This window comes from Novosphingobium sp. BF6, assembly GCF_058273105.1.
On the sequence record NZ_CM177775.1, the window covers coordinates 797,330 to 820,724 of the forward strand.

A 23,395-nucleotide genomic window follows, 5' to 3' on the forward strand; every position below is an offset into this window, starting at 1 on the left:
CCTGCTCTTCCCTTATTCTTAAAATCGTTCTTAAAACGAAATCACCGCTTCTCCGATAGCCTCCCAAACCTGCCCAAGCTGATCGTCGGAAATGCAGTAGGGCGGCATGACATAGACCGTGTTCCCCAGCGGTCGCAGCAGCACGTCCCGCTCGCGGAAGAACGCCATCAGGCGCGGTGCGAGGTCGCTCATGTAGCCGCTGGTGCCCGAGGTCCTGAGGTCGAGCGCGGCGATGGTGCCGATCGTGCGGGGATTGTCGAAGTGGCAGAACTGGCCGAGCTTCTCGATCCACGTCGCCTGTTTTCCGGCCAGTGCGGCGATACGCTCCAGCACCGGTTCCTCGCGCCAGATCGCCAGGTTGGCGGCGGCGGCTGCGCAGGCGATCGGGTTCGCGGTGTAGCTGGAGGAGTGGAAGAACATCCGCGCGCGGTCGGTGGAGTAGTGCGCTTCGAAGATCGCTTCGCTGGCCATCGTGACGGCGAGGGGGACGGCGCCGCCGGTCAGGCCCTTGGAGAGGCAGAGGATATCCGGGACCACGCCCGCCTGTTCGCAGGCGAGGAGGGTGCCGGTGCGGCCCCAGGCAGTCATCACTTCGTCGGCGATGAACAGCACGCCGTGGCGGGCGCAGATCGCCTGCATCGCCGCGAGTGTTTCGGGCGAATAGACCAGCATGCCGCCCGCGCCGAGAATCAGCGGCTCAACGATCAGCGCGGCGGTGTCCGGCTGGCGGCAAAGCGCTTTTAGTGCGTCCAGTGTGGCCTGTTCGGCTCCGGCGGCGGGGAAGGGGATGCGGCCCACGTCGAACAGCAGCGGTTCGTAGGGCTGGTTGAACACGCCGCGTTCGCCCACCGACATCGCGCCGATGGTGTCGCCGTGGTAGGAGTTTTCCATCACGACGATGCGGTGGCGGTTCTCGCCGCGCCAGTGCCAGTAGCCGAGCGCCATCTTCAGCGCGACTTCCACGCTGGTCGAACCCGAATCGGAGAAGAACACCCGCGTCAGGCTTTCCGGCATGATCGCGCGCAGGCCTGCGGCGACTTGCTCGGCGGGTTCGTGGGTCCATCCGGCGAAGATGATCTGGTCGAGATTCTGCGCCTGTTCGGCAATGGCCGCCTTGATGCGCGGGTGGGAGTGGCCGTGGGTCGTCACCCACCACGAGGACACCGCGTCCACCACCGCCTTGCCGTCAGCCGTGTGGAGCAGCGCGCCCTCGGCATGGGTGACGAGTGGGACCGGCTCCTGCAGGCCGTGCTGCGTGAAGGGGTGCCAGACCGATGATGTCATTGCGTGAAATCCCCCCTGAAGTCCTCGATGCGGAAGTTTTCGGCGAAGGCCTCGGCCAGCGTTTCCGGCTTCAGTGAGGCGAGGCGGGGCAGGCGGCCGAGGCGGCGGACCTGGCCCATCGCGCAGATCGTCGCCTCGCTGTCCTCCACCGGATCGCCGACGAAGGCCACGCCCAGCACCTCGACGCCGCGCGAGCGCAGCGCCTCGATCGATAGCAGCGAATGGTTGATCGTGCCGAGCATCGTGCGCGCCACCAGCACGACCGGGGCGTTCCACCGTGCGAACTGGTCGGCATAGGTCGTGGTGCGGGTGAGCGGGACCATTACGCCGCCAGCACCCTCGACCACCAGCGGGCCGTTCACTTGCGGCAGGGCGAGGCGCTCGGGATCGATTTCCACTCCGTCGATCTCGGCAGCGAGGTGCGGCGAGCAGGGGGTGGCGAGCCGATAGGCCTCGGGCAGGATGTGGTCGGCGGGCAGGCCGGAAAGGCGCGCCACGCGGTCGCCGTCGCCGCCGTCTTCCTCGAGGCCCGCCTGCACCGGCTTCCAGTAACGCGCGACCAATGCGCCTGCGAGTGCGGCGGCGAAGACGGTCTTGCCGATCTCGGTATCGGTTCCGGTGACGATAAGCGGTCTCATGAAAAGCTCTGTTCTCGGTGTAGGTGGCAGGTCACGACTTCGTAAGTCACGTTGCATCCGCTTTGGGCGAAACGTGCCATGACGCGGCGAAGCTGGCCGGGGGAAAGGGGGCGGTGTCCGGCCTCGGCGGTCTGGGCGCCGATGGCCTTTAGGGCGTGGAGGAAGGCCAGCGGATCGGCGTGATGCTCGACGGGGTACTCCACCGCGTGGACGAGATCGCCGAAAGCGGCGATGCTCGCGAAGCGGGGCGTTCCCGGTTCCAGCCCTTCCGCCTCATGCCCGGCGCGCCATTCGGCGAAGCTGCCGGGGCCGAGTGTCGTGACCATCAGGTGTCCGCCCGGCGCCAGCCAGCTTGCCATGCGTGCGAGGGCGGCCGGGGTATCGTCGAACCATTGCACGGCGAGGCTGGAGCAGATCAGGTCGAACGGGCCACCTTCCGGCATGCCGTATTCGCCGTCGAGCACGGCAAAGCGGTGCTGCTCGCTATCGCCCAATCGGTCGCGGCAGCGCTCCAGCATTTCGGGCGAGAGATCGGTGACGAGCCAGTCGCCACCAAGCGGCGCAAGCGCCTGCGTGAGAAAGCCGGTGCCGCAGCCGATCTCCAGCACGCGCGGGGTGCGCGGCAGGTCGAGCGCGACGATCCGGGCAGCGAGCGTCTGTGCGACCTCGCGCTGGATGCGGGCATGGCCGTCGTAGTCGGGCGCGGCGGCAAAGGCGCGGCTGATGCGCTCGCGGGGTGCGTTCATGCCAGGGCCTCGATCATGTCGCGCACCGCCTGTGCGCAGAATTCGGGTGCTTCGAGCGGGAGGAGGTGTCCGCCCGTCTCGCACTCGATCCGGCGCACGGCGGCGTTCCGGAAGGCTTGCGCGCGCATCGCTTCGGGCAGCAGCGGGTCGCGCGCGCTTTGAAGCGAGACGATGGGGACGGCGGGCAGGGAGGCTTCCTCGTCGCGCAGGCGCACGAGGTCGCCGTGCAACAGGGCGGCGTCGATTTCGCCGAACGCTGCTTCTGCGCCACATTGGCGACGGAAATCCGCAAGCACGGCGCGCGGGTTTTCGCCGAAGCGCCGCAGCATGCGGTCGAGCACGCGGATTGGGACGCCGGGATAGTCTGCGGATGCCGAAAAGCGCTCGAAACCGTTGATCGCGAGAATGCCGACGAGACTCCTGGGTGGGGCAGCGAGCAGGCGCATGGTGCCGAAGGAATGAGTCACGGCAAGGCAGGGACCGTCCATCGCGACGGCCTCGGGGCTGCCGAAGTAGCCGCGATCGTCGATTTCCAGCGGCAGGTCGGGCAGGAGATCGGCCAGCGGCGTCCAGAATGAGCGGTCGAAGCCCCAGCCATGGGCGAAGAGCAGCCTCACCGGCAGGCCTCGATCGCGTTCAGCAGGGCATCGATATCGCTCGCCGCATGGGTCGCGCGCAGCGCCAGGCGCAGGCGGCTGGTGCCGGGCGGCACCGTGGGCGGGCGGATCGCGGAAGCGAGCAGTCCGCGTTCCTCCAGCTTGCGGGAGAGGTCGAGGGCGGCGGCTTCCGCGCCGATCACGGCGGGGACGATCTGCGTGCTGGATGCACCGTGATCGATGCCGAGTGCGGCGAGACCGGAGCGCAGCCGCTGGCCCAGTGCGGCTAGATGAGCGCGCTCCGAGTCCATGCCCGGCACGAGATCGAGCGCGGCGTCGATGGCGCCCAGCACCGCGGGCGGCGGGGCGGTGGTGAAGATGAAGCCGCTCGCCGCGTTGACGAGGTAATCGATCATGACCTGCGACCCGGCGACATAAGCGCCGAAGCCGCCCAGCGCCTTGCTGAAGGTGCCCATGACGAGGTCGATCCCGCCGGGCACTTCCGCCGAGAGGCCCGCGCCGCCGGGGCCGAGCACGCCGGTTGCATGGGCTTCGTCCACGAACAGGAAGGCGTCGTGGCGGGCGGCGATCTCGGCCAGTCGGGCGATGTCGGCGCGGTCGCCGTCCATCGAGAACACGCTTTCGGTCAGGATCAGGCGCGCGGGGGCATCCGCGCCCTTGCTTGCCAGCAGGTCTTCCAGATGATCGAGGTCGTTGTGGCGAAAGCGGTGTTGGCGGGTGCCGGAGATCGCGAGGCCGGCGTGCATCGAGGCGTGGATCAGCCGATCGGTGAAGACTGCCGCGCCCTGCGAAGCCGAGTTGGGCACGGCGGCGAGCAGGGCGGGGATCACCGCGGCATTGGCCTGCCAGCCGCTGGCGAAGACCAGCGCGGCTTCGGCATGTTTGAATCGGGCGATACGGGTCTCGATCGCGAGATGCGCGGCGCTGGTCCCCGTCACCAGCCGCGAAGCGCCTGAGCCGGTGCCGTGGGCTTCCGTCCAGGCGCGGGCGCGCTCGATCAGCAGCGGGTGGCGGGCGAGGCCGAGATAGTCGTTGCTGGAGAAATCGATCAGTTCGTGTCCGTCGCGGCGAACACGGCCGCCCTTTTCGAGTGCGGCGGGGCGCAAGGTGCGGCGTTGTCCGGCGCGATCGATCCGGTCCAGCGCCGCTGCGAAGAAGGAATCGAGCCTGCTCATCGCCCCTGCCGGTATGGCAAGCGGGCGTCCGGCACAATGGCCGGTGGGCCGAAGAGGGCGTCGATTTCGCGACGGGAGGTGAAGCCGCGACCGCCTTCGTGCGTTGGAACGGCAAAGGAAAAACCGAAGGATGCCCGCCTGATGCGATCCCTGCCGCTCTCTCTTGCCGCCGTGCTCATGTTGTCTGCCTGTCATTCGAGTGAAAATTCCGGGGGCGGGCAGGGGGCTGCGAAACCCGCCGATCCTTTTGCTTTCGTGTCTGCCTCCAAGGATGGGAATGCCGGACAGGCCGACAATCCCGTGCTGCATACGCAAGTCGCGCTGGATCGGCTGGGCTTCTCGTCCGGCGTGATCGACGGGCGCGAGGGGGCTTCCTACGAACTGGCGCTGCGTGGTTTCCAGGAGGCGCGGGGCCTGCCGGTGAGCGGCAGGCTCGATCCGGCAACGCAGCAGGCGCTGGGCAACGAGCCGGGCACACGCCGCGTCGTTATTCCAGTCGCTTTCGCGCGCGGTCCTTTTGTACCCGACTTGCCCAAGGATATGGCCGGGCAGGCGAAGTTCGACCATCTCGGCTATCGCCGTTTGTCCGAGGCACTGGCAGAGCGGTTTCACACGACGCCGGACGTCCTGCTGGCGCTCAACGGTTCGGGGACGGTGCTCGGCGCCGGGCGCGAGATCCGCGTGCCGGACATTGCCGATACCCCGCTCGCGCAGCTTGCCGACGACAAGACCGGCTGGGCGAAGACGCTGCAGAGCCTTGGCGTTTCGGCCGATCAGCCCAAGGCCGATCATATCGTCGTCGACAAGTCGGACGGCGCCCTCCGGGCCTACGATGCGGCGGGCAAGCTGATCGCGCAGTTCCCTGTCACCACCGGTAGCGGGCACGATCCGCTGCCGCTCGGCACCTGGAAGATCGTCGGTGAAGCGCGCAATCCGGACTATCACTTCAACCCCGACCTGTTCTGGGATGCGAAGAAGAACGCGAAGGACAAGCTCCTGCCGCCGGGGCCGAACGGTCCGGTCGGCGTGGTCTGGCTCGATCTTTCCAAGGCGCACTACGGCATCCACGGCACGCCCGAGCCGCAGAATATCGGCAAGACCGAAAGTCACGGCTGCGTGCGCCTGACCAATTGGGACGCGGCGCGGCTGGCGCATATGGTTTCGGCGGGCACCAAGGTCGTGTTTCAGGCCTGATCCGCCGGTCTGGTTAACGCCGCGCCAAGGGTGGCGGGATGGACAGAGCCTGGGCCGGGACGGATCGAATCCGCCCGGCTTGCGCTCTACCCTGCGGGAATCCTAGGCCTCGCAAGGCAAAATCCGCTTTCTTATATCAAGGACCTGCCATGAAATTCCGCCCCTCGACTGCCCTTGCGCTCGTTGCCGTTCCTGCTGCTCTCTGTGCCGCTGCTGCACCGGCCGCTGCGCAAGTGACGGCCGAGGCCAATGTGGCGCGGGCGGAGGGAGACTGGGGCGGCGAGCTTGCGGTGGGGGTGCCGGTGATCTCGGACGGCGGCTTCAGCATCACGCCGGGCGCGGGCGTGTTCTTCCATCACCGCGACCACCCCGGCTACGTCAACCAGGACTCGCAGTGCTTCAGCAAGTCCAGCGGCGACCGCGTCTCGGACGGCAAGTGCGACAACTCGGGAACCAAGATCTTCGGCAAGGTCGAGGCGATGTACCGCCTGCCGACCGCGCTGGGCTTCGGCATCGGTGCGCGCCTGATCGGTGGCGATGTGCGGGCCTACGGCACCGTGTCGATGCCGCTGCTGCCCCGGATCGACGTGAAGGGCAATTTCGGGGACCACTATCTGGCTGCGGGTCTCCAGGCCCGGTTCTGAGCGTGAAGGCCGAGGGCTACCAGCCTTCGAGGAGATCGAGATAGGCCACCACATCGTTGTCGGTGGCGATGAACAGGCCGTCCTGCACCTCTTCGGGCTGACGGGCGGCCATATCCATCGCTTCCGACAGCGAGCCGTAGAACAGGGTGCTGGCCGCGCCGCCCTCGGGTCCGGAATCGAGGTGGTAGAGGCGCACGGTGGCGTTGAGGTAGGTGGTGCGCATCAGTCCGTGCTTTCCGCTTCGGGGCGCTGGCGTCTGGCACCCTCGACCGTGCGGGTAAGGCGCACGGCTTCGGCCTCGGCGGCGCCGCGCTCGGCCTTGGTGCGACCATGGCGCGCGCGGTTGGCGTCCGCCCGATGCTTGTCGGCGTCGCGCGCTTTGGCCTTGCGGGCCATGCGGAGGTTGATGATCTCGGCCATGACGGCCCTGTTACCGCTAGCGCCCGGCGAGGGGAAGGGCGCGGCGATCCGTTACATGCCGATGCCGAGAAGGCGCCCGATGAAGATCAGTACGATGGCGCCGATGATCGAGGCCAAGCACCCGGCGCGCTGGAAGTCCGCCTGTCCGCGCGTGGTGACGAGACCGGCCACCAGTGAACCGCCGATGCCGAGCAGGATCGTCGCGATCCATCCCATCTCGACCGCGCCGGGATAGAAGAAGCGCGCCAGGGCGCCAATGATGAGGCCGCTGATGATGGCGCTGATGATATTGATCATATCTCGTCGAAATCCCTAGTTTTGGCCGAAAGTCTGCCTGAAGCTGCGCGTCCTAAAGTCGCGAGCGGGGCGCGGGTTGCAATCGGATCTCGTCGGAAGGGGTATCGTGCTCGACGGGAAGCGCGGCGGGATTCGCCTGGGCGGGCATCGCTTCCCGAGAACGGAGGCAAAGCCGTTCAAGTGTCTCGACAGAGGGGAAATGTCGCCAAATCCGGCCACTCGTTTCGTCGCAAACGAGATTCGTCTCACCGCCGTTTTATGTGGAAAAATTTTTCGCCGGGGTCTCGAAATAGCCTCTTGCGCGAGAGCCGGATGACGGAGTTCCCGCGCGTCGCGAGCCGCTTCGCCTGTAAAGGGGCAAGACCTGCCGGGCGCTTCCATGGTGCCTGCCCCCTTGCGTCAATTTCCAGAACAGGCACTATGGGTTGTGGCGCGTCGATCGCGGGGCATCTAGACCTAGAGAATTCGTCCTTGGGCCGTCAGGGGTCCCGAAAGGCGGTTTTCCGGTGTCCGGAGCCTTTTGCGAGCAGCGCGCGCCAGGGTCGGTCAGGAATTTCGTGATCTGTTTTCAGCCGTCCGCGGTGCGTCGAGCGACGAATCGGGACAGGCTCGGAAATGGATGGGGCCGGACCTGGGGCAATGCTGAACGCGCTTTCTGGCGCTTCGATGACAGGACCCGGAAACGGGTCCTGATGAACGGGTGGCTTTGAGCGGATTTTGAGCAAGCGGGGGCGAAATTGGATTTCAGGAACGGAAGCGACGCTGACGTGAACAGCTCCGACACTATGCAGGCAGATATGATTCAGGATGATGGGCAGGTTGAAATGCCCGGTTTCGAGACTTCGCCGCGGGCTCCGGCCACGGTTGAAACGGTTACGCCTGAAAAGGTCACCGAAAAAGCCAAACCCGTGAAGAAGGCAGCGGCGAAAAAGGAAAAGGAGGCGGGTGAGAGCCCGGCGATCGCGATGGACAAGACCGATACCGCTACGGCCGCTCTTGTGGCCGACGCCATGCTGGCGGCCGTTACTGCCGCGCCCGAAGCGAAGGCGCGTCCCGATTCGAAGACGATCAATGCGCGCCGCTTCACCATCGTCACCGACGATTCGCGTGACGCGCTGCTGACCGATTTCGGCAAGGAAACGCTCGACGATCGCTACCTGCTGCCCGGCGAGAAGTACCAGGACCTCTTCGCCCGCGTGGCCGATGCCTATGCGGACGACCAGGAGCACGCCCAGCGTCTCTACGACTACATCTCGAAGCTTTGGTTCATGCCTGCCACTCCCGTTCTCTCGAACGGCGGCACCGGGCGCGGTCTTCCCATCTCGTGCTACCTGAACTCGGTGGACGACAGCCTCGAAGGCATCGTCTCCACCTGGAACGAGAACGTCTGGCTCGCCTCGCGCGGCGGCGGCATCGGCACCTACTGGGGCAACGTGCGCGGCATCGGCGAGCCGGTCGGCCTCAACGGCAAGACCAGCGGCATCATTCCCTTCGTGCGCGTGATGGATTCGCTGACTCTCGCGATCTCGCAGGGTTCGCTGCGTCGCGGTTCGGCGGCCTGCTACCTCGACGTCTCGCACCCCGAGATCGAGGAGTTCCTCGAAATTCGCAAGACTTCGGGCGACTTCAACCGCAAGGCGCTCAACCTGCACCACGGCGTGCTGCTGACCGACGAGTTCATGGAAGCCGTCCGCGACGGCAAGGACTTCGACCTCAAGAGCCCCAAGGACGGATCGGTGCGCGGCACCGTCCACGCCCGCTCGCTGTTCCAGAAGCTGGTCGAGGTCCGCCTCGCCACCGGTGAGCCTTACCTGGTGTTCTCCGACACCGTGAACCGCACGATGCCCAAGCATCATCGCGATCTCGGCCTCAAGGTATCGACCTCGAACCTTTGCTCGGAAATCACCCTGCCGACCGGCCGCGACCACCTTGGTAACGACCGTACCGCGGTATGCTGCCTCTCCTCGCTCAACCTGGAAACCTGGGAAGAGTGGAAGGGCGAGAAGCGCTTCGTCGAAGACGTGCTGCGCTTCCTCGACAACGTCCTCCAGGACTACATCGACCGTGCGCCGGACGAGATGGCCCGCGCCCGCTATTCCGCCGCGCGCGAGCGTTCGGTCGGCATGGGCGTCATGGGTTATCACTCGTACCTCCAGAAGCGCGGCATCGCCTTCGAGAGCGCGATGGCCAAGGCGCTGAACATGCAGATGTTCCAGCACATCGCCGCCAAGGCCGACGAGGCTTCGCTCATGCTCGCGCAGGAACGCGGTGCCTGCCCGGATGCGGCCGACATGGGCGTGATGCAGCGCTTCAGCTGCAAGATGGCGATCGCGCCCACCGCGTCGATCTCGATCATCTGCGGCGGCACGTCGGCCTGCATCGAGCCGATCCCGGCGAACATCTATACCCACAAGACGCTCTCGGGCAGCTTCGTGGTGAAGAACCCCTATCTGGAGAAGCTGCTTGCCTCGAAGAGCAAGGATTCCAACAACGTGTGGAATTCGATCCTGGAGCACGGCGGTTCGGTCCAGCACCTCGACTTCCTGACGCCGGACGAGAAGGCGGTCTACAAGACCAGCTTCGAGATCGACCAGCGCTGGCTGCTCGAATTCGCCGCCGATCGCACGCCCTATATCGACCAGGCGCAGTCGCTGAACCTGTTCATCCCTGCCGACGTCGACAAGTGGGACCTGATGATGCTGCACTTCCAGGCCTGGGAGAAGGGCATCAAGTCGCTCTACTACTTGCGCTCGAAGTCGGTGCAGCGCGCGGGCTTCGCGGGTGGCGGCGGCGTCGAGGCGGACAACACGCCCGAAGCGCCGAAGTTCGAGATCGGCGAGACGACCGACTACGACGAGTGCCTTGCTTGCCAATGATCGGCGCCTGCCAGTGATCTGATTGCACGGACGATTTTAGAGAAACCCCGGTGAGCCGAGCTTGCCGGGGTTTCTTCTTGCCTGCGCGCCATTCATTTTTCCGCGATTTCGCGCTAAGGGCCGCGCCATGCAGAATGGCTGTGCTCCCATGACCCCTTCCGGCGATAGCGTCGGCCGTGCTCCGATATGTGTCGCGGCGCTCTATCAGTTCACCCGCTTCGCGGATTTCGCCGCACTGCGCGCGCCGCTTCTGGCGCTCTGCGAGGAGGAGGGCATCAAGGGCACCTTGCTGCTCGCGGCCGAGGGCATCAACGGCACGGTCGCCGGCAGCCACGAAGGCATCTCGCGCCTGCTCGCCCATGTGCGGGCGCTGCCCGGCTGTGCGGACGTGGACGTGAAGCTTTCGGGCGCGGAGGAGATGCCGTTCCACCGCATGAAAGTCCGCCTCAAGCGCGAAATCGTGACGATGGGGCAGCCCGATATCGATCCGCTCTCGGTGGTCGGCACGTATGTCGAGCCGCAGGACTGGAACGCGCTGATCTCCGATCCCGACACGATCGTGATCGACACCCGCAACGACTACGAAGTGGCGGTCGGCACGTTTGCGGGCGCCATCGACCCGCAAACCGCGACATTCCGCGACTTCCCCGAGTGGTTCCGCACCGAGCGCGAGAAGCTGCTGGCGGCCGGGCGCGAAGGTGGAAAGCCGCCGAAAGTCGCGATGTTCTGCACCGGCGGCATTCGCTGCGAGAAGTCCACCGCGTTCCTCAAGCAGGAAGGCGTGGAGGAAGTCTTCCACCTCAAGGGCGGCATCCTCAAGTACCTGGAAACGGTGCCTGAGGAAGAGAGCCTGTGGCAGGGCGAGTGCTTCGTGTTCGACCAGCGCGTCACCATCGGCCACGGCCTGGTGCAGGGCAGCCATGCGCTGTGCCACGCCTGTCGCCGCCCCGTGAACGCCGAGGATCAGGCCTCGCCGCTCTACGAGGAAGGTGTCAGTTGCCCGGCCTGCCACCACGAGCGCAGCGACGAGCAGCGCGCCTCCTATCGCGAACGCCACCGCCAGGAAGCGCTCGCGGCGGCACGCGGAGAACTCCATGTCGGTGCAGCGCGCAGGCCGGAGAATGCCGCCGATACCGATGCCGATTGATCCCATCCTCTACAGCTTCCGCCGCTGCCCTTACGCGATGCGGGCGCGGCTGGCGCTGCTGGTAAGCGGTACGAGTTGCGAACTGCGCGAAGTGAAGCTTTCGGCCAAGCCGGCGGCGATGCTGGAAGCCTCGCCCAAGGGAACGGTGCCGGTTCTGGTGCTGCCGAATGGCACCGTGATAGACCAGAGCCTCGACATCATGCGCTGGGCATTGGAACGCGACGATCCCGAAGGCTGGCTTTCGCGCGACGAGTCAGCCCTGATCGCGGCCAACGACGGCCCGTTCAAGCGCGACCTCGATCGCTACAAATACCCCGAACGCCACGGTAGCGATGCCCTCGCGCACCGAGAGAACGGTCTCGCTTTTCTAAACGAACTCGATGCGCGCCTTGGGAAAAGTCCCCAGCTTTGCGGCACGACACGCGGAATAACCGATATGGCGATCATGCCTTTCGTCCGCCAGTTCGCCGCCACCGATCCCGACTGGTTCGCGGCACAACCGCTTGCTCACCTGCAAATCTGGTTACGCGATCATCTGGAGTCGAGGTTGTTCACAAACGCCATGCTCCGTGCGCGAACATGGCACCCTGGAGACGATCCGGTAAGCTTCGCCAGCGCGGGCTGAAACTCAAGAATGTGAGGAATGGTGCGCTTACGGGACTCTTATGTTGCGTGATTTTCCGCAATTGTCAGCCATTTTTTTCGAACGCACAATTAAGAATACCCCCATTTGTACCCCCAAACGATCTGATGGTGTATCGGTTTGAAGAGGATTGCCGCCACAGTTCACATCTCGACCACTTCGACAGGGGGCGTCAGCAAAGCCGGCTGAAGCTGAGCGCGCTGCTCGTTCATGGATGCTGGCTCATTCCCTAGAGGGTCGAATCCACATTCAATTAGAAAATCGTAGATCCCGGCGTATGCGGCTGGCTCTCGCGTTGCGTCTTCGTGCGAACCTTCAGGAACAAACACGACCATCCCTTGGCGGCCACGGGTAAGTAGGACGCGATAAGCATTAGCGACATAGGCCTTACGGGCTTCGTCGTTGACCGTCTGCCAGCGCGTGCCCTTGAACTGCAATGGCTGCCATACTTCTCCGACGCGCCGATAATTGGCGTCCCAGCACACGCATGTCCAATCCAGTTCCAGGCCCTGCACGTCGAATTCGGTTGCTGCGTCTTCTAGCGCGTCAGAAGATCGTACATCGTCGCCGGGAGCCAAGAACCATTTGGCCGGCTCAATCTTTGCCTTCACGAACACACCATGCGGCTTGAGGCGCGCAGCATTGGACGAAGCGAGCAAGCCCGTTCGCTCAGCGCCACGTCGTTTGGAGCGCAACCAACGCCGCGCCTGGTCTAAGTCGCGCGTGATGTAGAGTGGGAAATTGGTGAGTTCGCGTTTAACCTGACGAGCGGCTGGGGCATCGCCTGCAATCACATGACCCACAAAATCAGACAGGCGTTCCGCACGAAATGAGCGCAACGACGTAGCGAGATGCAGCGCCGGCGCCGATACCTCGTCAGCCAGCCGGCAATCGTGAGCCAAGCTCTCTGGGATATGCGCCTGCCAATGCGGGAAACTGCGCTGCAGCGCACGAAGCCATTCCTCGATGCCTGCTTCCCCAGTGTTGATCTCCTGGCCGCCGCCGACCAAGCAGATGATCGCGCACCAATCCTCGTGCCGGTCCATGACGGAGAGCAGGAACTCCGGCTCAGACATGGAAAAGCCGATCTGCCCTTTCTTCTGCTGCATGAACTTTGACGTCTGCTCGACATCCCAAGCGCGTTGCGCTTCATCGAACACGGCGACCTTTTCCACCGGAGCATCACTCGAGGCGAGCGCATCATCGCGAAAATGATGGATGTTTTGAATGAACGCCGCCGCGCCGCGATCTTCCTGGACCTTGGATGTTTTAACGCCCGCCTCACGTGCCCTTGCCACTGCATCTAGCGACAGCGCTTCACGCAAGACGTCCACCAAAGGGCCATTTCCCGAGAGGAAAACGGCGTGCTCGTCGCTGTGGGCGCGCTGCCGAGCCGTAGCCAAATTAAGGCCGGCTAGCGTCTTGCCGGAGCCAGGCACGCCGGTAACGAAGCAAATGATTTTGCGGCGGTCGCGCTTGGCCACCTCGATCGCATTGGCGACATAATTGGCCGTGTGGGTAAGGTTTTCTGCCCCAGCCTCAGAGCGCGATATTTCCTCAACCGCATGGCCGCGATAGAGCGCCTGCGCCGCCTCCACGATGGTGGGCGTCGGCCGATAGCGCCCTGCCTCCCAGGTCAACGCGTCATAGTCGGGGCCACCATATACTCTGCACATATGATGGATGGCAGGAAGCAGCCCTTCAGGGTTCACGCCCAGCGGCCGAGCCAGCCCGTCATCGTCCCATTGAACGGGGAGATCATGATTGTCCGGCGCGTGGGTGGCAACCAATATGGGAACAATGGTCCGGCCGTGGCTGGTCTCGTGAAAGTGTTTGAGATCGAGCCCATACCCATAGACTTGGTCAAGGCTGGAGCGGTCATATTGGCGCGCGCCGAGCTTGTATTCGATGACAAAGACAATGCCATCAACCAAGAGGATCAAGTCCGCCCGCCGGCCCATCCGCGGAATCAGGAATTCCATGAAGGCATGGGCCCTAGGCAGTTTTTGCGCCATTTTGCGCAGGTGCTGAATTTGGTATTCCCAAGCTGCCCGCTGCGTTGGCTCCAATGCGAAAGGCAACCGAGCGGCCAGCCGTCCGAACAGATCGGCATCACTGAAAGTTGCAATAGTTGCGACAGGCAAGGACAGATACGCGCGGTTCATTGCCCACCCTTGGCGCTGGAAGTAATGCACCGCAAGGGAACGCTAGGGTTTTCGCATCATATCGATGCAGCAAATATTTCGGTGCGCAGCGAGATCGCCGTGCACTGACTTACGAGCGGCACGTATCAACGTGATCGACGTTTTGGGCGGCGCCCGATCACAATGGGGCCAGAATGGCGATGTTGCGCGCCTCAAGCAGTGTTCCCGCAAACTCCGAAACGGAGCACCCTGATATTACTGGGCCTAAGAAAGAGGTGGTTCGAGACGCTGCCATCATACCGCCGTCCCAGACGAAGCTGGGCAATCTCGGGACAGGCCCCGAACCGTCGCAAAGCTATTGTACAAGATATTGGGCGTCAACGTTGGAGTGACGCATGGCCTTCGTAGAACAACGCGAGCCTTTACGTACGGTTACGTCGCACGACATCAACCAGCCGAAGCCAGATCATCACGCGGCGCAAGGTTGCGAAATCACGCCTGCCTATACCTTTGGCGCGCGGTAACGCCGATATTCTGCGATGTGCCTGCACGCTTACCGAGGATGGAACCCGGGGTGACGACCCGCGTGAGCCCAAACCGGCGGGTCGCGTGTTCATCAGCTTGCTTCACTACATAGCCGAGCAAAACAGTCAGGTTTTGTTGGTGTAGCGGTTCGCTGGTGACCTCGATCCCTAACCTGCCGCCAATGATCCGGCTTTTTATTGATCGGGACCGATAGGGGTGGCCTGTGATGGACCTGATCCAGCGCAGTTGGCGCCGGCTGGCATTTTCGACCATTGCCGCGGGTAGATGCATCAGGATGTGGCAATGCCAGCCCTCCTCGATGCCGTTCTCGTGAACGTATACCCACGCCGTATTTGTGCCATGACGTGCCAGCGCTTTGCTGACGATGTCGAGAAAACGACCAGTCGCCATCACCATGGCCTCCAGAGATATTCCAGCCGCCTTCCAGTGGACCGTGATGAAACGCGTGAACGGTAAACCGATGCGCAGGGCATGTTCGGACGATGCCAATATGTTCCCGACCTGATGTTCGGTCAGCGCAAAGCTTTCGCGGCTGGCGCTGTTGCGAGCTCCGCCGCGATTATCGCGCGTGCTTACGATCATTGCGCGCCCTCCAAACGAAGCGGCGGCAAATCATAATCGTCGAGCAATGTAGCCAGCCGACGCAGTTGAGGAGCGCTCGGCATGGCCGTTACGGAAACATGGCCACAAAACCCGGCGTCTCTACGCGAAAGCGTTGGGCGAGACACTGCCAGCGTCAGCGCTGCCTCGCGTGCGGTGGTGAAATAGACGCTATTGCGCTTTCGGCGTGACTTCAGCCCAATACCGGCGGCATCGCGAAGTTGATCCTGCTTGTCCCTTGAGATAGACGGTTGGTGCGGCCTGCACTGGTAAGAAGAGTCGCGCGAAGCCCCGGCCTGCACGCCGGGGTTTTGTATTTTTTGGCTCACGCTTATTCCCCTTCTGCCACCAACTGATGAAGGCCGTCTGCGGGAATGATGGTCCGACCGCCAACGCGCACAGCCTTCAAGCGGCCGGAATTGATCAGGGCATACAGTGTGGTTCGGCCTAGGCTACTAACCTCCACGGCTTGCCTGATGCTGTAGCCAAGCTTTGCAGGTTCACTCTTCACGTTCGTCATTGGATTTCCTCGGATGCGTTCGAAGTGATTCGAACTGAGGAGAACCAATTGAAGCGGAACCGAACGGCGAAATAGGGTGCAAAATATGTTGGTGCGGCGGTTTTCGCCTCTAACCTCGGCGTGAACGTGCCTTTGGCCGGCCACCCTCTTTGCGGATGGGAGGCGCTACGGCACCCCAAGCCCGAGATGCAGCGCGTCCAGAGAGCCCTTTGATCGCCGCACGTGCATCATTGATGAAATAGTCGCGCTTGTGTTCACAGTTTGGATCTGCCTCAAGAGCGCGAGCTATCCGAATTTCGGCCAGTCCTTGAGCGGCTGCACTGCTAGGTTCGGGAACAGGCTTATACAACTTGAAGAGCGACCGCCGTTTCACCTGAACGTCTTCAAAGCCATCCTGTTTGAGCAAATCGCTTTCGCAGAACTCGTCTAAAATGGTCCACGCGATGCCCCGGCCCCGACCAAGTGCTTCATCAGAGGGATCGAAACGCTGATAATTCGCCAGATCATGCGCCGCTAGCGTTTCAAAGTCGGCCGAAACCTCGCCGTCAGCATTGCGACGGCGACCTATCAATTCCAATTCTTCGTTCATGGCCGCGTCGAGCAATTCAATCAAAATTTCCGCATATTTGCGATCCCTTGCGTCAACATCGTGCTCAAACATGTCTGCGTCGACGAATTCTTGTCCCATCAACGTAATCCGGTTTCTCGCCCAGCTTAAGGCTCCCGTCATGGAAATGTAGGGTGCTTTGGGGACGTCCGATATTGCGTTTGCGGTAAGCGGTGGCCGCTATCGTGGGCGCGCGCAGGGGGAGGCGAGGCGAATGCTTCGATCGAAATTGATTGTAACCAGGCCCTCAGTTCACCGCGGTGAACCACACATTGCAATTCGCAATATTCAGGCCTCACAATTCTCCTTGGATCGATCGTGATCGGCCCCCACTGAGTGGTCCGTAGCGATTGTTAGTGCATTGTTGCCTCCGTTGCCATTGCCGCCTGGAGGTGGAGCGAAGCGGAACCGGAAGGCGGCAATGGCGGAGAAGCTGTTTCTGGTGCCGGCGGTCGGTAACCGAGGCTGCTGTGAGGACGGATTGTGTTGTAATGTCTCCGCCAGGCTTCGATCAGCACCTTCGCCTCGGCGAGGCTGTAGAAGATCTCGCCGTTGAGTAACTCGTCACGAAGCGAGCCGTTGAAGCTCTCGTTGTAGCCGTTCTCCCATGGTGACGCCGGGGTGATGTAGAGCGTCTTCACCCCGATCCGGCCCAGCCATGACTGGACTGCCGTCGCGATAAATTCGCTGCCATTATCGGACCTGATATTGGCAGGCGGACCGCGCTCGATGAACAGGTCGGCCAGAGCCGCCAGCACGTCTTCGTGTTTGAGTTGCCGCGCCACGATCAGGGCGAGGCATTCGCGGCTGGCTTCATCGATAATCGTCAGGATGCGGAACTTGCGGCCATCGTGGGTACGGCCCTCGACGAAGTCATAGGCCCAGACGTGTCCCGGATATTCGGGGCGCTGCCGGATACACGAACCATCGTTCAGCCATAGCCGCCCCCGCTTGGGTTGCTTCTGCGGCACCTTCAGGCCCTCGCGCCGCCAGATACGCTCGACGCGCTTGCGGTTCACCGCCCACCCCGCATCGCGCAGCAGCGCCGTCACCCGGCGATAGCCGTAGCGACCGTATTGCCGTGCCAAGGCCACGATATCGGCGGTCAGCGCTTCCTCGTCATCCGCCCCGCGCGGCATCTTGCGCTGCGTCGATCTATGCTGGCCAAGCACCCGGCATATCCTGCGCTCGGATACTGCCAAGGTGCCGCGTACATGATCAATGCACCGCCGTCGGCGCGCAGGGCTCAGAAGTTTCCCCGGGCCGCCTCCTGCAAGATCAGTTTATCGAGCGTCAGGTCAGAGATCGCCCGCCGTAGCCGCAGATTCTCCTTCTCCAGATCCTTCATGCGCCGTGCCTGGTCGGTCTTCAGGCCCCCATATTCCTTGCGCCAACGATAATAGGTCTGCTCGGTAACTGCGATCCGCCGACACGCGTCCGCGGTCGTCCCGCCCTGTGCCAACACGATCTCCGCCTCACGCAACTTGCCGATGATCTCTTCCGGTTTGTGCCTCTTGCCCATTTCCAAACTCCTCGATGGTCCAAAATAACAGAGATTTTGGACCACTCTGAAGGGGGCAGATCAAGCTCACTATAATTCAATTCCAGAGCCCCCCACCTCACGCGCCTTGCCAGCCAGATCGTCTTACCCGCGTGTCCACCCTGCACGCCCTCCTTGAACAATATGGCAACGCCGCAGCATTTTGTCTATCAGCGCAGGCAGTTGGTGCGTAGCATGAGAAGTGAGCATGTCTGAGAACACGATCTGGGGCATTCATATGCGACGCGATCACGGCCTTGCTCCGATTGAAGAGGGGTACATTGCGATCGGCTGGCGCGAGATGGGAGATTTGTCGCTCATCAGACCGACACGCGACGCATTTAAGGCGGCGTATGAGCGCGCATACCCTGACGCAGGGCCGGGCAAAGTTCGCACATCGGCGGGCGTGCCGTTTCGCTTCCTTGCTGAGATGAAACCCGGTGATCTCGTGATCTTCCCATCCAAGCCCGACCGGATGGTCAATATCGGCGTGATTGATGGCCCCTATGCCTATCAGGCGCAGGCGCCGTTCGATTGCCCGCATCGGCGCGCTGTCAAATGGCTGAAGCACATTCCGCGTCCCGACTTCACCCAAGGAGCACTGAATGAGATCGGTTCAGCTCTAACGCTATTCAAGGTGGCGACCAACGCCGACGAATTCTTGGCGGCGCTGGAAGGCCAGGCCTTCGAACCCGCCGACATTGATGAGGTCAGCGCGGAACGGGTGACCGAGCAAGTTGAGGAATCGACCGAGGATTTCATCATCAAGCGCCTGAAAACCTCGCAGACCCCCTATCAGTTCGAGCATTTCATCGCCCACCTTTTGAAGTGCATGGGCTACCATTCCCGCGTGACACAGGCGTCGGCGGACGGCGGCGTGGACATCATTGCGCACCGTGACGAACTCGGTTTCGAGCCGCCCATCATCAAGGTGCAATGCAAGCAAATCCTATCGACGATCGGACGCCCCGACGTACAAAAGCTGTTCGGCGCGATCGAGCGTGAGGAAAAGGGCCTTTTCGTGACACTCGGCTCATTTTCGGCGGATGCGCGAACATTTGAGCAGACCAAACCAAACTTGCGGCTGATTGACGGGTCAGCCTTGATCGAACTGATCTACGAGCACTATCACCAGTTCGAGCCTCGCTATCAGATGCTTTTGCCTTTAAAGCGGTCCTACATCCCCGGGCCGATCGCTACCGCACCGACTGACTCACCGTCCGGCTTCGATCGATCGACCTGATGTCAGCCGCAACCCGCCTTCAACCCGGCGATGCAGGTCGCTTCGTCGAGAACCTTTGATTGACCGCTTTCGGCTGAAGCAGCCATCCGGATCGTGCTTCCCGAACGACTTAGATTGGTTGACACCCGCCGGATTAGCGGGCGGTCTGCAGGTGGGACGCGAAATTTGGGCGCGGAGCGGCCGGAAAGGGTCGCTATTTGCAAAGGGTCGGCATTTCACCCAAGGCTCGGAAGCATCGACCTCCGCGCGCGGAATAAAAGCCAGCCGGCCATAACCCCACATTTTTACGGTTCCACAATCATTTAATGACCGTCCAGGCGCACGTCGATGGCGTGGCACGGTCGGGGATCGGTACACGAATTTTAAGCATTGTTACAATTCGCAAGAATCCGACCGAGATTCTTAATCAAGTATATGAAAAAACTAACTTTTTATTTTTCCACTGACCGGAAATGTGAACAAGAATAACGCGTCAACGTGCGTTTCTGGGCGGTCCCATTGGCAGAAATGCGAAGTGAAGGTTCTCCAATTTTCTCGGGCTCCTCGCGTCATCTAAGGGGGGGGGGAACACTCCAGCCGACTGAGGCAGCGTGGAGTAAAAATGCCCTATCTGGCGACCCTATCCCGAAATGGTACGACCTCGGCTCCAGTACGGAGGACATCCAGATAGTCACTCCACCATTGGGCCATTTGAACTCGCTCATCCCAGTGCTGGCCGCGCGCATATGTACCACGAACTGCATTGCTATGGCCGTGGGCGAGCGCCCTTTCGATCGCGTCCATATGCCACTTGCCGCTCTCGTTCAAAAGGGTGGACGCCGTAGATCGGAGGCCGTGTGTTGTCACTTCGTCGGCTGACCAGCCCATGCGCCGGAATGCCTGGTTCAACGTATTCTCACTGAAAGGCTTCAAATGAGAGCGCTGCCCTGGAAACATGAGATCAAAATTCCCTGTTGTCCGGCGTAATTCCGTAAACAAGGCCAGGGATTGCCGTGAGAGCGGCACACTATGTGGACGACGCAACTTGGTGCGTACGGCTGGCACATGCCAGACAGCATTGTCCCAGTCGATTTCCTCCCAGCGCCCCTTTCGCAGTTCGCTGGGCCTCGTGAATGTGTGAGGAGCCAGAAGCATTGCGATCTTTACAGTGATTGAGCCGCCATATGCGTCAAGGTCCCTGAGGAACTCTCCGAGCTTCGCTGGTTCTAGAATGGCCGCGCGGGGCGTCACGATGGGCGCGGCAAGTGCACCTCCTAAAAGGGCGGCTGGATCAGATCGGCACAATGTATGGGCAACACCATGGCGGAAAATTCGGCTGGCCAACGCACGAGTTCGGCGTGCCGTTTCGCGGTGGCCTTTTCTTTCTAGTACCTTCAGCACTGCAAGCAGCTCAGCCGGCTCAATTTCTGAAATTGGACGGCTACCAAGGGCCGGAGTGAGGTGGGATAGATACCACCGCGCCTTTTCAATCGTGGCATCGGCCTTGTTTTCGGCGACTAATTTTACTGCAATGAAATCTTCGGCCACCGATTGAAAGGTATTTCCTGCACTGATCTTGGCAGCAATCTTAGCCATTTTGTGCTCATGGGCAGGATCTGTGCCTGTCGCCAATTTAGCCTTTGCATCATCACGCGCTTTTCGCGCGTCAGCCAAGCTAATTCTCGGATAGTCGCCGAGCGAGAGTAGTTTTTCCTTTCCTGCTACTCGAAACTTGAGGCGCCACAGCTTTCCGCCTGCCGGGCTTACAAACAGAAACAGCCCGCCACTGTCTGCCAACTTGTAGGCTTTTTCGCGCGGCTTGGCATTTCGGACGGCAACATCGGTAAGCGCCATTGGAATCCCCCGATTCATGGTTCTGGGGGTATCCATTGAGAGGTCTGAACGAGATACCCCCAATGATACCCCATGTTGGGGGTATCTGACAGCGAACGCGGACGAACGCAGGCAAACACTGCCATCTAAATATCGCTGATTTTCTGGGGGTTCAAGGGACGTTGGCGAACGTCTGTGAACAGGGAAATGGTGCCGCTTACGTGACTCGAACACGTGACCCCATCATTACGAATGATGTGCTCTACCAACTGAGCTAAAGCGGCTTGCCTTGATCGGACCGAACAATCCGGTTCCGAGGCAGGGGGCGCCTTTACCGGGGAGTGAGGCTGCGTGCAAGGGGCTTTCTCATCCATATTTCGATGGCATGGCATTCTCTGGCGAATCTCTGGATTTCAAAGCGCAGCTGATTGATCGCGCGAGAGCTTTGGCGATCATGTCCGGACGCTTTCCGATCCGCTCGATGAATAGGCGGGACGTCTGACGGCTGCCGCAAAAGGACAAACAAAGTTCTGGGGGACAATCCCCTAAACCCTCGCAATGTCGGCGTCGAGCGGGGTCCTCTCGGCGGCGCCATGGGGGCATCTGGTGGATAGGGCTTTGCTTTCCTCCTCTCCCTTTGCGCGTTGGGTATGTCTCAAACACCTTGCAGTGAAATATTGAACATGCGTTCAGCATTTTTCATTGACTTCGCTCTCGCCACCCTCCAGCCAATGGATACGAAAGCGGGCGCAAGGGCCTGCGCGGGGAGTAGAGAAGGCATGTCGGGTCAGCTTGCAGGAAAGGTTGCACTCGTTACCGGCGCCTCGTCGGGGATCGGGGAGGCGGCGGCCTTGTGTCTTGCCGAAGCAGGGGCGACGGTCGTCGTCTGCGCGCGACGGGCGGAGCGGCTTTCGGAGCTTGTGGAGCAGATGGAGACGGCGGGTGGCAAGGCGCTGGCGATCCCGGGGGACATGACAGTGGAGGAAGATGCGCGCGGAGCCGTGGCGAAGACCATCGCGGCGTTCGGGCGGATCGACATTCTGATCAACTCGGCCGGGATCATGGAAGTGGGCGGGATCGAGAACTGCGATACCGCGATCTATCGCCGGGTGATCGACATCAACCTGATAGGCACCGTCTACACCAGCGCAGCCGCCGTGCCGCACATGCTGGAGCAGGGCGGCGGCGACATCATCACCATCTCCTCGCTCGCCGGGCGCAAGGGCGGGCCGATGACGAGCGCCTATTCGGCCAGCAAGCACGCGGTCAACATGATGACCGACGGGATGCGGCAGGAACTGGGCGGCAGGAACATCCGCGTCACCACGCTGATGCCGGGCGCGACCGAGACCGAGGTGGCGGATTCGATTTCCGACCCGCAGTGGCGCACCGCGATCAAGGCGCATGTCGGCAAGGAAGGCGCCGTCAAGCCGCGCGATATCGGGGAGGCTATCGTCTTCATCCTCGCCATGCCGCGCCGGACGAACATTTCCGAGATTTCGATCCGTCCGACGATCGACACGAGCGCTTGAGGGGAACGGCCGTGGGAAGGCTTCAGGATAAAGTCTGCATCGTCACCGGTGCGGGTTCAGGCATGGGCCGGGCCATGGCCGAACTGTTCCATGCCGAAGGAGCCCGGCTGGTGCTCGCCGATATCTCGGGCAAGCAGGACGACGTGGCGGCATCGCTCGGCGGTGACACGGTGAGTGTGCAATGTGATGTCTCCGACGAGGCGCAAGTGCAGGCAATGACCCTCGCCGCCGAGGATCGCTTCGGGCGGCTCGACGTGCTGTGCAACAATGCCGGGTTCGGCGGGCCGATGGCGCCGTTGCACACGCAATCGCTGGAGACGTGGGATCGCGTTCACGCGACCAACCTGCGCGGCGCGTTTCTGGGCATGAAGTATGGTGTGATCTCCATGCTGAAGACCGGTGGCGGAGCGATCGTGAACACGACTTCGGCCTCGGGCGTGGTCGGCTGGAAGCACCATTCCGTCTACGGGGCGGCCAAGGCCGGGGTTAACCAGCTGACCAAGGTGGCGGCTCTCGATTACTCGGATCAGGGAATTCGCGTAAATGCCGTCGCGCCGGGCACGATGTGGACGGGGCTGGTCGAAGCTTCCCGCACCCATGCCGAGCCGCCGGCGGACTTCCCGATGCTCGCAGGCATTCCGATGGGACGCTGGGGGCTGGCTAAGGATATAGCGCAGGCCGCGCTCTATCTGGCCAGCGACGAGGCGGCCTATGTGACCGGCGTGATCCTGCCGGTCGATGGCGGCTATTCGGTCGGTTTTTCGGGCATGGGGGCGGAGCGTCCCGGCATTGCCAGCGCCTGTTGAATCGCCGGGCCTGTTGAGAGGCGCGGTGCCGGTTCACGAAGATCGCCAGACCTCGGTGAGGAGGTCACCCCCTTGGCGATAATTTCCCCCCCGGGATTATCGCGTTCTGGGCGAACGTGAACCGGCACCGCGATCCGGTCGCAGCCGGATTGGAAACCGTACAAAGTCGCGGCAGTCTCCAGACGAACTGGCTCCAGAAGGGACTGGTGCGGCCGATACCGGCCAGACTGCCGCCAGGTTATGCGAAAATCGCCTGCCGAAAGGGACTTGCCGTGGGGTCGCATCACGGGTCGGCCGGTTCTCGGCAGTGTCCGCGCCGGATGCGTTGCCGCCTCCGATTCGAACAAGGCGGTTATGGCAGGTT

23 protein-coding genes and 1 tRNA gene are annotated in these 23,395 nt (G+C 62.3%); 8 read left to right on the forward strand and 16 right to left on the reverse strand.

The window, feature by feature from the left end:
- Positions 1 to 30 precede the first annotated feature (30 nt).
- Genes AC4D6D_RS04000 through AC4D6D_RS04020 form a run of 5 tightly spaced genes read right to left on the reverse strand, consistent with a single transcriptional unit; the run spans position 31 to position 4,460 of the window.
- Complete coding sequence (locus tag AC4D6D_RS04000) at positions 31 to 1,284, reverse strand: adenosylmethionine--8-amino-7-oxononanoate transaminase (protein WP_491326603.1); 1,254 nt, start codon at positions 1,282 to 1,284, stop codon at positions 31 to 33.
- Positions 1,281 to 1,922 (reverse strand): dethiobiotin synthase, encoded by a 642-nt coding sequence (bioD, locus tag AC4D6D_RS04005; RefSeq protein ID WP_491326604.1) that lies wholly within the window; start codon positions 1,920 to 1,922, stop codon positions 1,281 to 1,283. The genes AC4D6D_RS04000 and bioD overlap by 4 nt, the downstream gene beginning before the upstream one ends.
- The gene (locus AC4D6D_RS04010; protein WP_491326605.1) at positions 1,919 to 2,668 is read right to left on the reverse strand and encodes a methyltransferase domain-containing protein; all 750 of its coding nucleotides are present in this window, start codon (positions 2,666 to 2,668) and stop codon (positions 1,919 to 1,921) included. The genes bioD and AC4D6D_RS04010 overlap by 4 nt, the downstream gene beginning before the upstream one ends.
- Entirely contained in the window at positions 2,665 to 3,285 is a 621-nt protein-coding gene (locus AC4D6D_RS04015) for an alpha/beta fold hydrolase (RefSeq protein WP_491326606.1), read from the reverse strand. The genes AC4D6D_RS04010 and AC4D6D_RS04015 overlap by 4 nt, the downstream gene beginning before the upstream one ends.
- Entirely contained in the window at positions 3,282 to 4,460 is a 1,179-nt protein-coding gene (locus AC4D6D_RS04020; protein ID WP_491326607.1) for an aminotransferase class I/II-fold pyridoxal phosphate-dependent enzyme, read from the reverse strand. Before AC4D6D_RS04020 ends, AC4D6D_RS04015 begins: the two co-directional genes overlap by 4 nt.
- 177 nt (positions 4,461 to 4,637) lie before the next feature.
- On the opposite strand from AC4D6D_RS04020, the gene AC4D6D_RS04025 reads away from it, so the two are divergent.
- Complete coding sequence (locus AC4D6D_RS04025; protein WP_491327195.1) at positions 4,638 to 5,654, forward strand: L,D-transpeptidase family protein; 1,017 nt, start codon at positions 4,638 to 4,640, stop codon at positions 5,652 to 5,654.
- 149 nt (positions 5,655 to 5,803) lie between these two features.
- The gene (locus AC4D6D_RS04030; RefSeq protein WP_491326608.1) at positions 5,804 to 6,298 is read left to right on the forward strand and encodes a hypothetical protein; all 495 of its coding nucleotides are present in this window, start codon (positions 5,804 to 5,806) and stop codon (positions 6,296 to 6,298) included.
- A gap of 16 nt (positions 6,299 to 6,314) precedes the next feature.
- Here AC4D6D_RS04030 and AC4D6D_RS04035 read toward each other — a convergent pair whose 3' ends face one another.
- The 3 genes from AC4D6D_RS04035 to AC4D6D_RS04045 are packed head-to-tail and all read right to left on the reverse strand — an operon-like array spanning position 6,315 to position 7,015.
- The gene (locus tag AC4D6D_RS04035; protein ID WP_491326609.1) at positions 6,315 to 6,521 is read right to left on the reverse strand and encodes a hypothetical protein; all 207 of its coding nucleotides are present in this window, start codon (positions 6,519 to 6,521) and stop codon (positions 6,315 to 6,317) included.
- A complete protein-coding gene (locus AC4D6D_RS04040; protein WP_491326610.1) occupies positions 6,521 to 6,718 on the reverse strand; it encodes a DUF4169 family protein in 198 nt (65 codons plus the stop codon). The genes AC4D6D_RS04035 and AC4D6D_RS04040 overlap by 1 nt, the downstream gene beginning before the upstream one ends.
- A gap of 51 nt (positions 6,719 to 6,769) precedes the next feature.
- Positions 6,770 to 7,015 carry a GlsB/YeaQ/YmgE family stress response membrane protein gene (locus tag AC4D6D_RS04045; protein WP_491326611.1) on the reverse strand — a complete coding sequence of 82 codons (246 nt, stop codon included), beginning with the start codon at positions 7,013 to 7,015 and terminating at the stop codon, positions 6,770 to 6,772.
- A gap of 965 nt (positions 7,016 to 7,980) precedes the next feature.
- Here AC4D6D_RS04045 and AC4D6D_RS04050 point away from each other — a divergent pair.
- From AC4D6D_RS04050 to AC4D6D_RS04060, 3 genes are all read left to right on the forward strand, one after another.
- The gene (locus tag AC4D6D_RS04050; RefSeq protein WP_334181962.1) at positions 7,981 to 9,891 is read left to right on the forward strand and encodes a ribonucleoside-diphosphate reductase subunit alpha; all 1,911 of its coding nucleotides are present in this window, start codon (positions 7,981 to 7,983) and stop codon (positions 9,889 to 9,891) included.
- A 148-nt stretch (positions 9,892 to 10,039) separates the two neighbouring features.
- Positions 10,040 to 11,038, forward strand: a complete 999-nt coding sequence (trhO, locus tag AC4D6D_RS04055; RefSeq protein ID WP_491326612.1) for an oxygen-dependent tRNA uridine(34) hydroxylase TrhO — start codon at positions 10,040 to 10,042, stop codon at positions 11,036 to 11,038.
- The gene (locus tag AC4D6D_RS04060; protein WP_491326613.1) at positions 11,028 to 11,663 is read left to right on the forward strand and encodes a glutathione S-transferase; all 636 of its coding nucleotides are present in this window, start codon (positions 11,028 to 11,030) and stop codon (positions 11,661 to 11,663) included. Before trhO ends, AC4D6D_RS04060 begins: the two co-directional genes overlap by 11 nt.
- Positions 11,664 to 11,824: 161 nt before the next feature.
- Here AC4D6D_RS04060 and AC4D6D_RS04065 read toward each other — a convergent pair whose 3' ends face one another.
- The 6 genes from AC4D6D_RS04065 to AC4D6D_RS04090 form a co-directional block, all read right to left on the reverse strand.
- Entirely contained in the window at positions 11,825 to 13,846 is a 2,022-nt protein-coding gene (locus AC4D6D_RS04065) for a DUF2075 domain-containing protein (RefSeq protein WP_491326614.1), read from the reverse strand.
- Positions 13,847 to 14,317: 471 nt separating this feature from the next.
- Positions 14,318 to 14,953, reverse strand: coding sequence for a hypothetical protein (locus AC4D6D_RS04070; RefSeq protein ID WP_491326615.1), 636 nt, complete (start codon positions 14,951 to 14,953; stop codon positions 14,318 to 14,320).
- Entirely contained in the window at positions 14,950 to 15,300 is a 351-nt protein-coding gene (locus AC4D6D_RS04075) for a hypothetical protein (protein ID WP_491326616.1), read from the reverse strand. Before AC4D6D_RS04075 ends, AC4D6D_RS04070 begins: the two co-directional genes overlap by 4 nt.
- Before the next feature lie 2 nt (positions 15,301 to 15,302).
- A complete protein-coding gene (locus AC4D6D_RS04080; protein ID WP_491326617.1) occupies positions 15,303 to 15,491 on the reverse strand; it encodes a helix-turn-helix domain-containing protein in 189 nt (62 codons plus the stop codon).
- 109 nt (positions 15,492 to 15,600) lie between these two features.
- Positions 15,601 to 16,179, reverse strand: a complete 579-nt coding sequence (locus tag AC4D6D_RS04085; RefSeq protein WP_491326618.1) for a hypothetical protein — start codon at positions 16,177 to 16,179, stop codon at positions 15,601 to 15,603.
- A 272-nt stretch (positions 16,180 to 16,451) separates the two neighbouring features.
- Positions 16,452 to 17,620 (reverse strand): IS3 family transposase gene (locus AC4D6D_RS04090; RefSeq protein ID WP_491327196.1). Its coding sequence is split into 2 segments (ribosomal slippage): positions 16,452 to 17,359 and positions 17,359 to 17,620, totalling 1,170 coding nucleotides; the frame shifts between segments, so codons are not numbered across the junction.
- A gap of 226 nt (positions 17,621 to 17,846) precedes the next feature.
- Here AC4D6D_RS04090 and AC4D6D_RS04095 point away from each other — a divergent pair.
- Positions 17,847 to 18,881 (forward strand): restriction endonuclease, encoded by a 1,035-nt coding sequence (locus AC4D6D_RS04095; protein ID WP_491326619.1) that lies wholly within the window; start codon positions 17,847 to 17,849, stop codon positions 18,879 to 18,881.
- Between the two features lie 606 nt (positions 18,882 to 19,487).
- Here the strand turns inward: AC4D6D_RS04095 and AC4D6D_RS04100 are convergent.
- Positions 19,488 to 20,714 carry a tyrosine-type recombinase/integrase gene (locus tag AC4D6D_RS04100; RefSeq protein WP_491326620.1) on the reverse strand — a complete coding sequence of 409 codons (1,227 nt, stop codon included), beginning with the start codon at positions 20,712 to 20,714 and terminating at the stop codon, positions 19,488 to 19,490.
- Positions 20,715 to 20,901: 187 nt separating this feature from the next.
- Positions 20,902 to 20,977 (reverse strand) — tRNA-Thr (locus AC4D6D_RS04105).
- Positions 20,978 to 21,472: 495 nt separating this feature from the next.
- Between AC4D6D_RS04105 and AC4D6D_RS04110 the strand changes: the two genes are divergently transcribed.
- Positions 21,473 to 22,225 (forward strand): SDR family oxidoreductase, encoded by a 753-nt coding sequence (locus tag AC4D6D_RS04110; RefSeq protein WP_491326621.1) that lies wholly within the window; start codon positions 21,473 to 21,475, stop codon positions 22,223 to 22,225.
- An 11-nt stretch (positions 22,226 to 22,236) separates the two neighbouring features.
- Positions 22,237 to 23,031, forward strand: a complete 795-nt coding sequence (locus tag AC4D6D_RS04115; RefSeq protein WP_491326622.1) for an SDR family NAD(P)-dependent oxidoreductase — start codon at positions 22,237 to 22,239, stop codon at positions 23,029 to 23,031.
- Positions 23,032 to 23,395 lie beyond the last annotated feature (364 nt).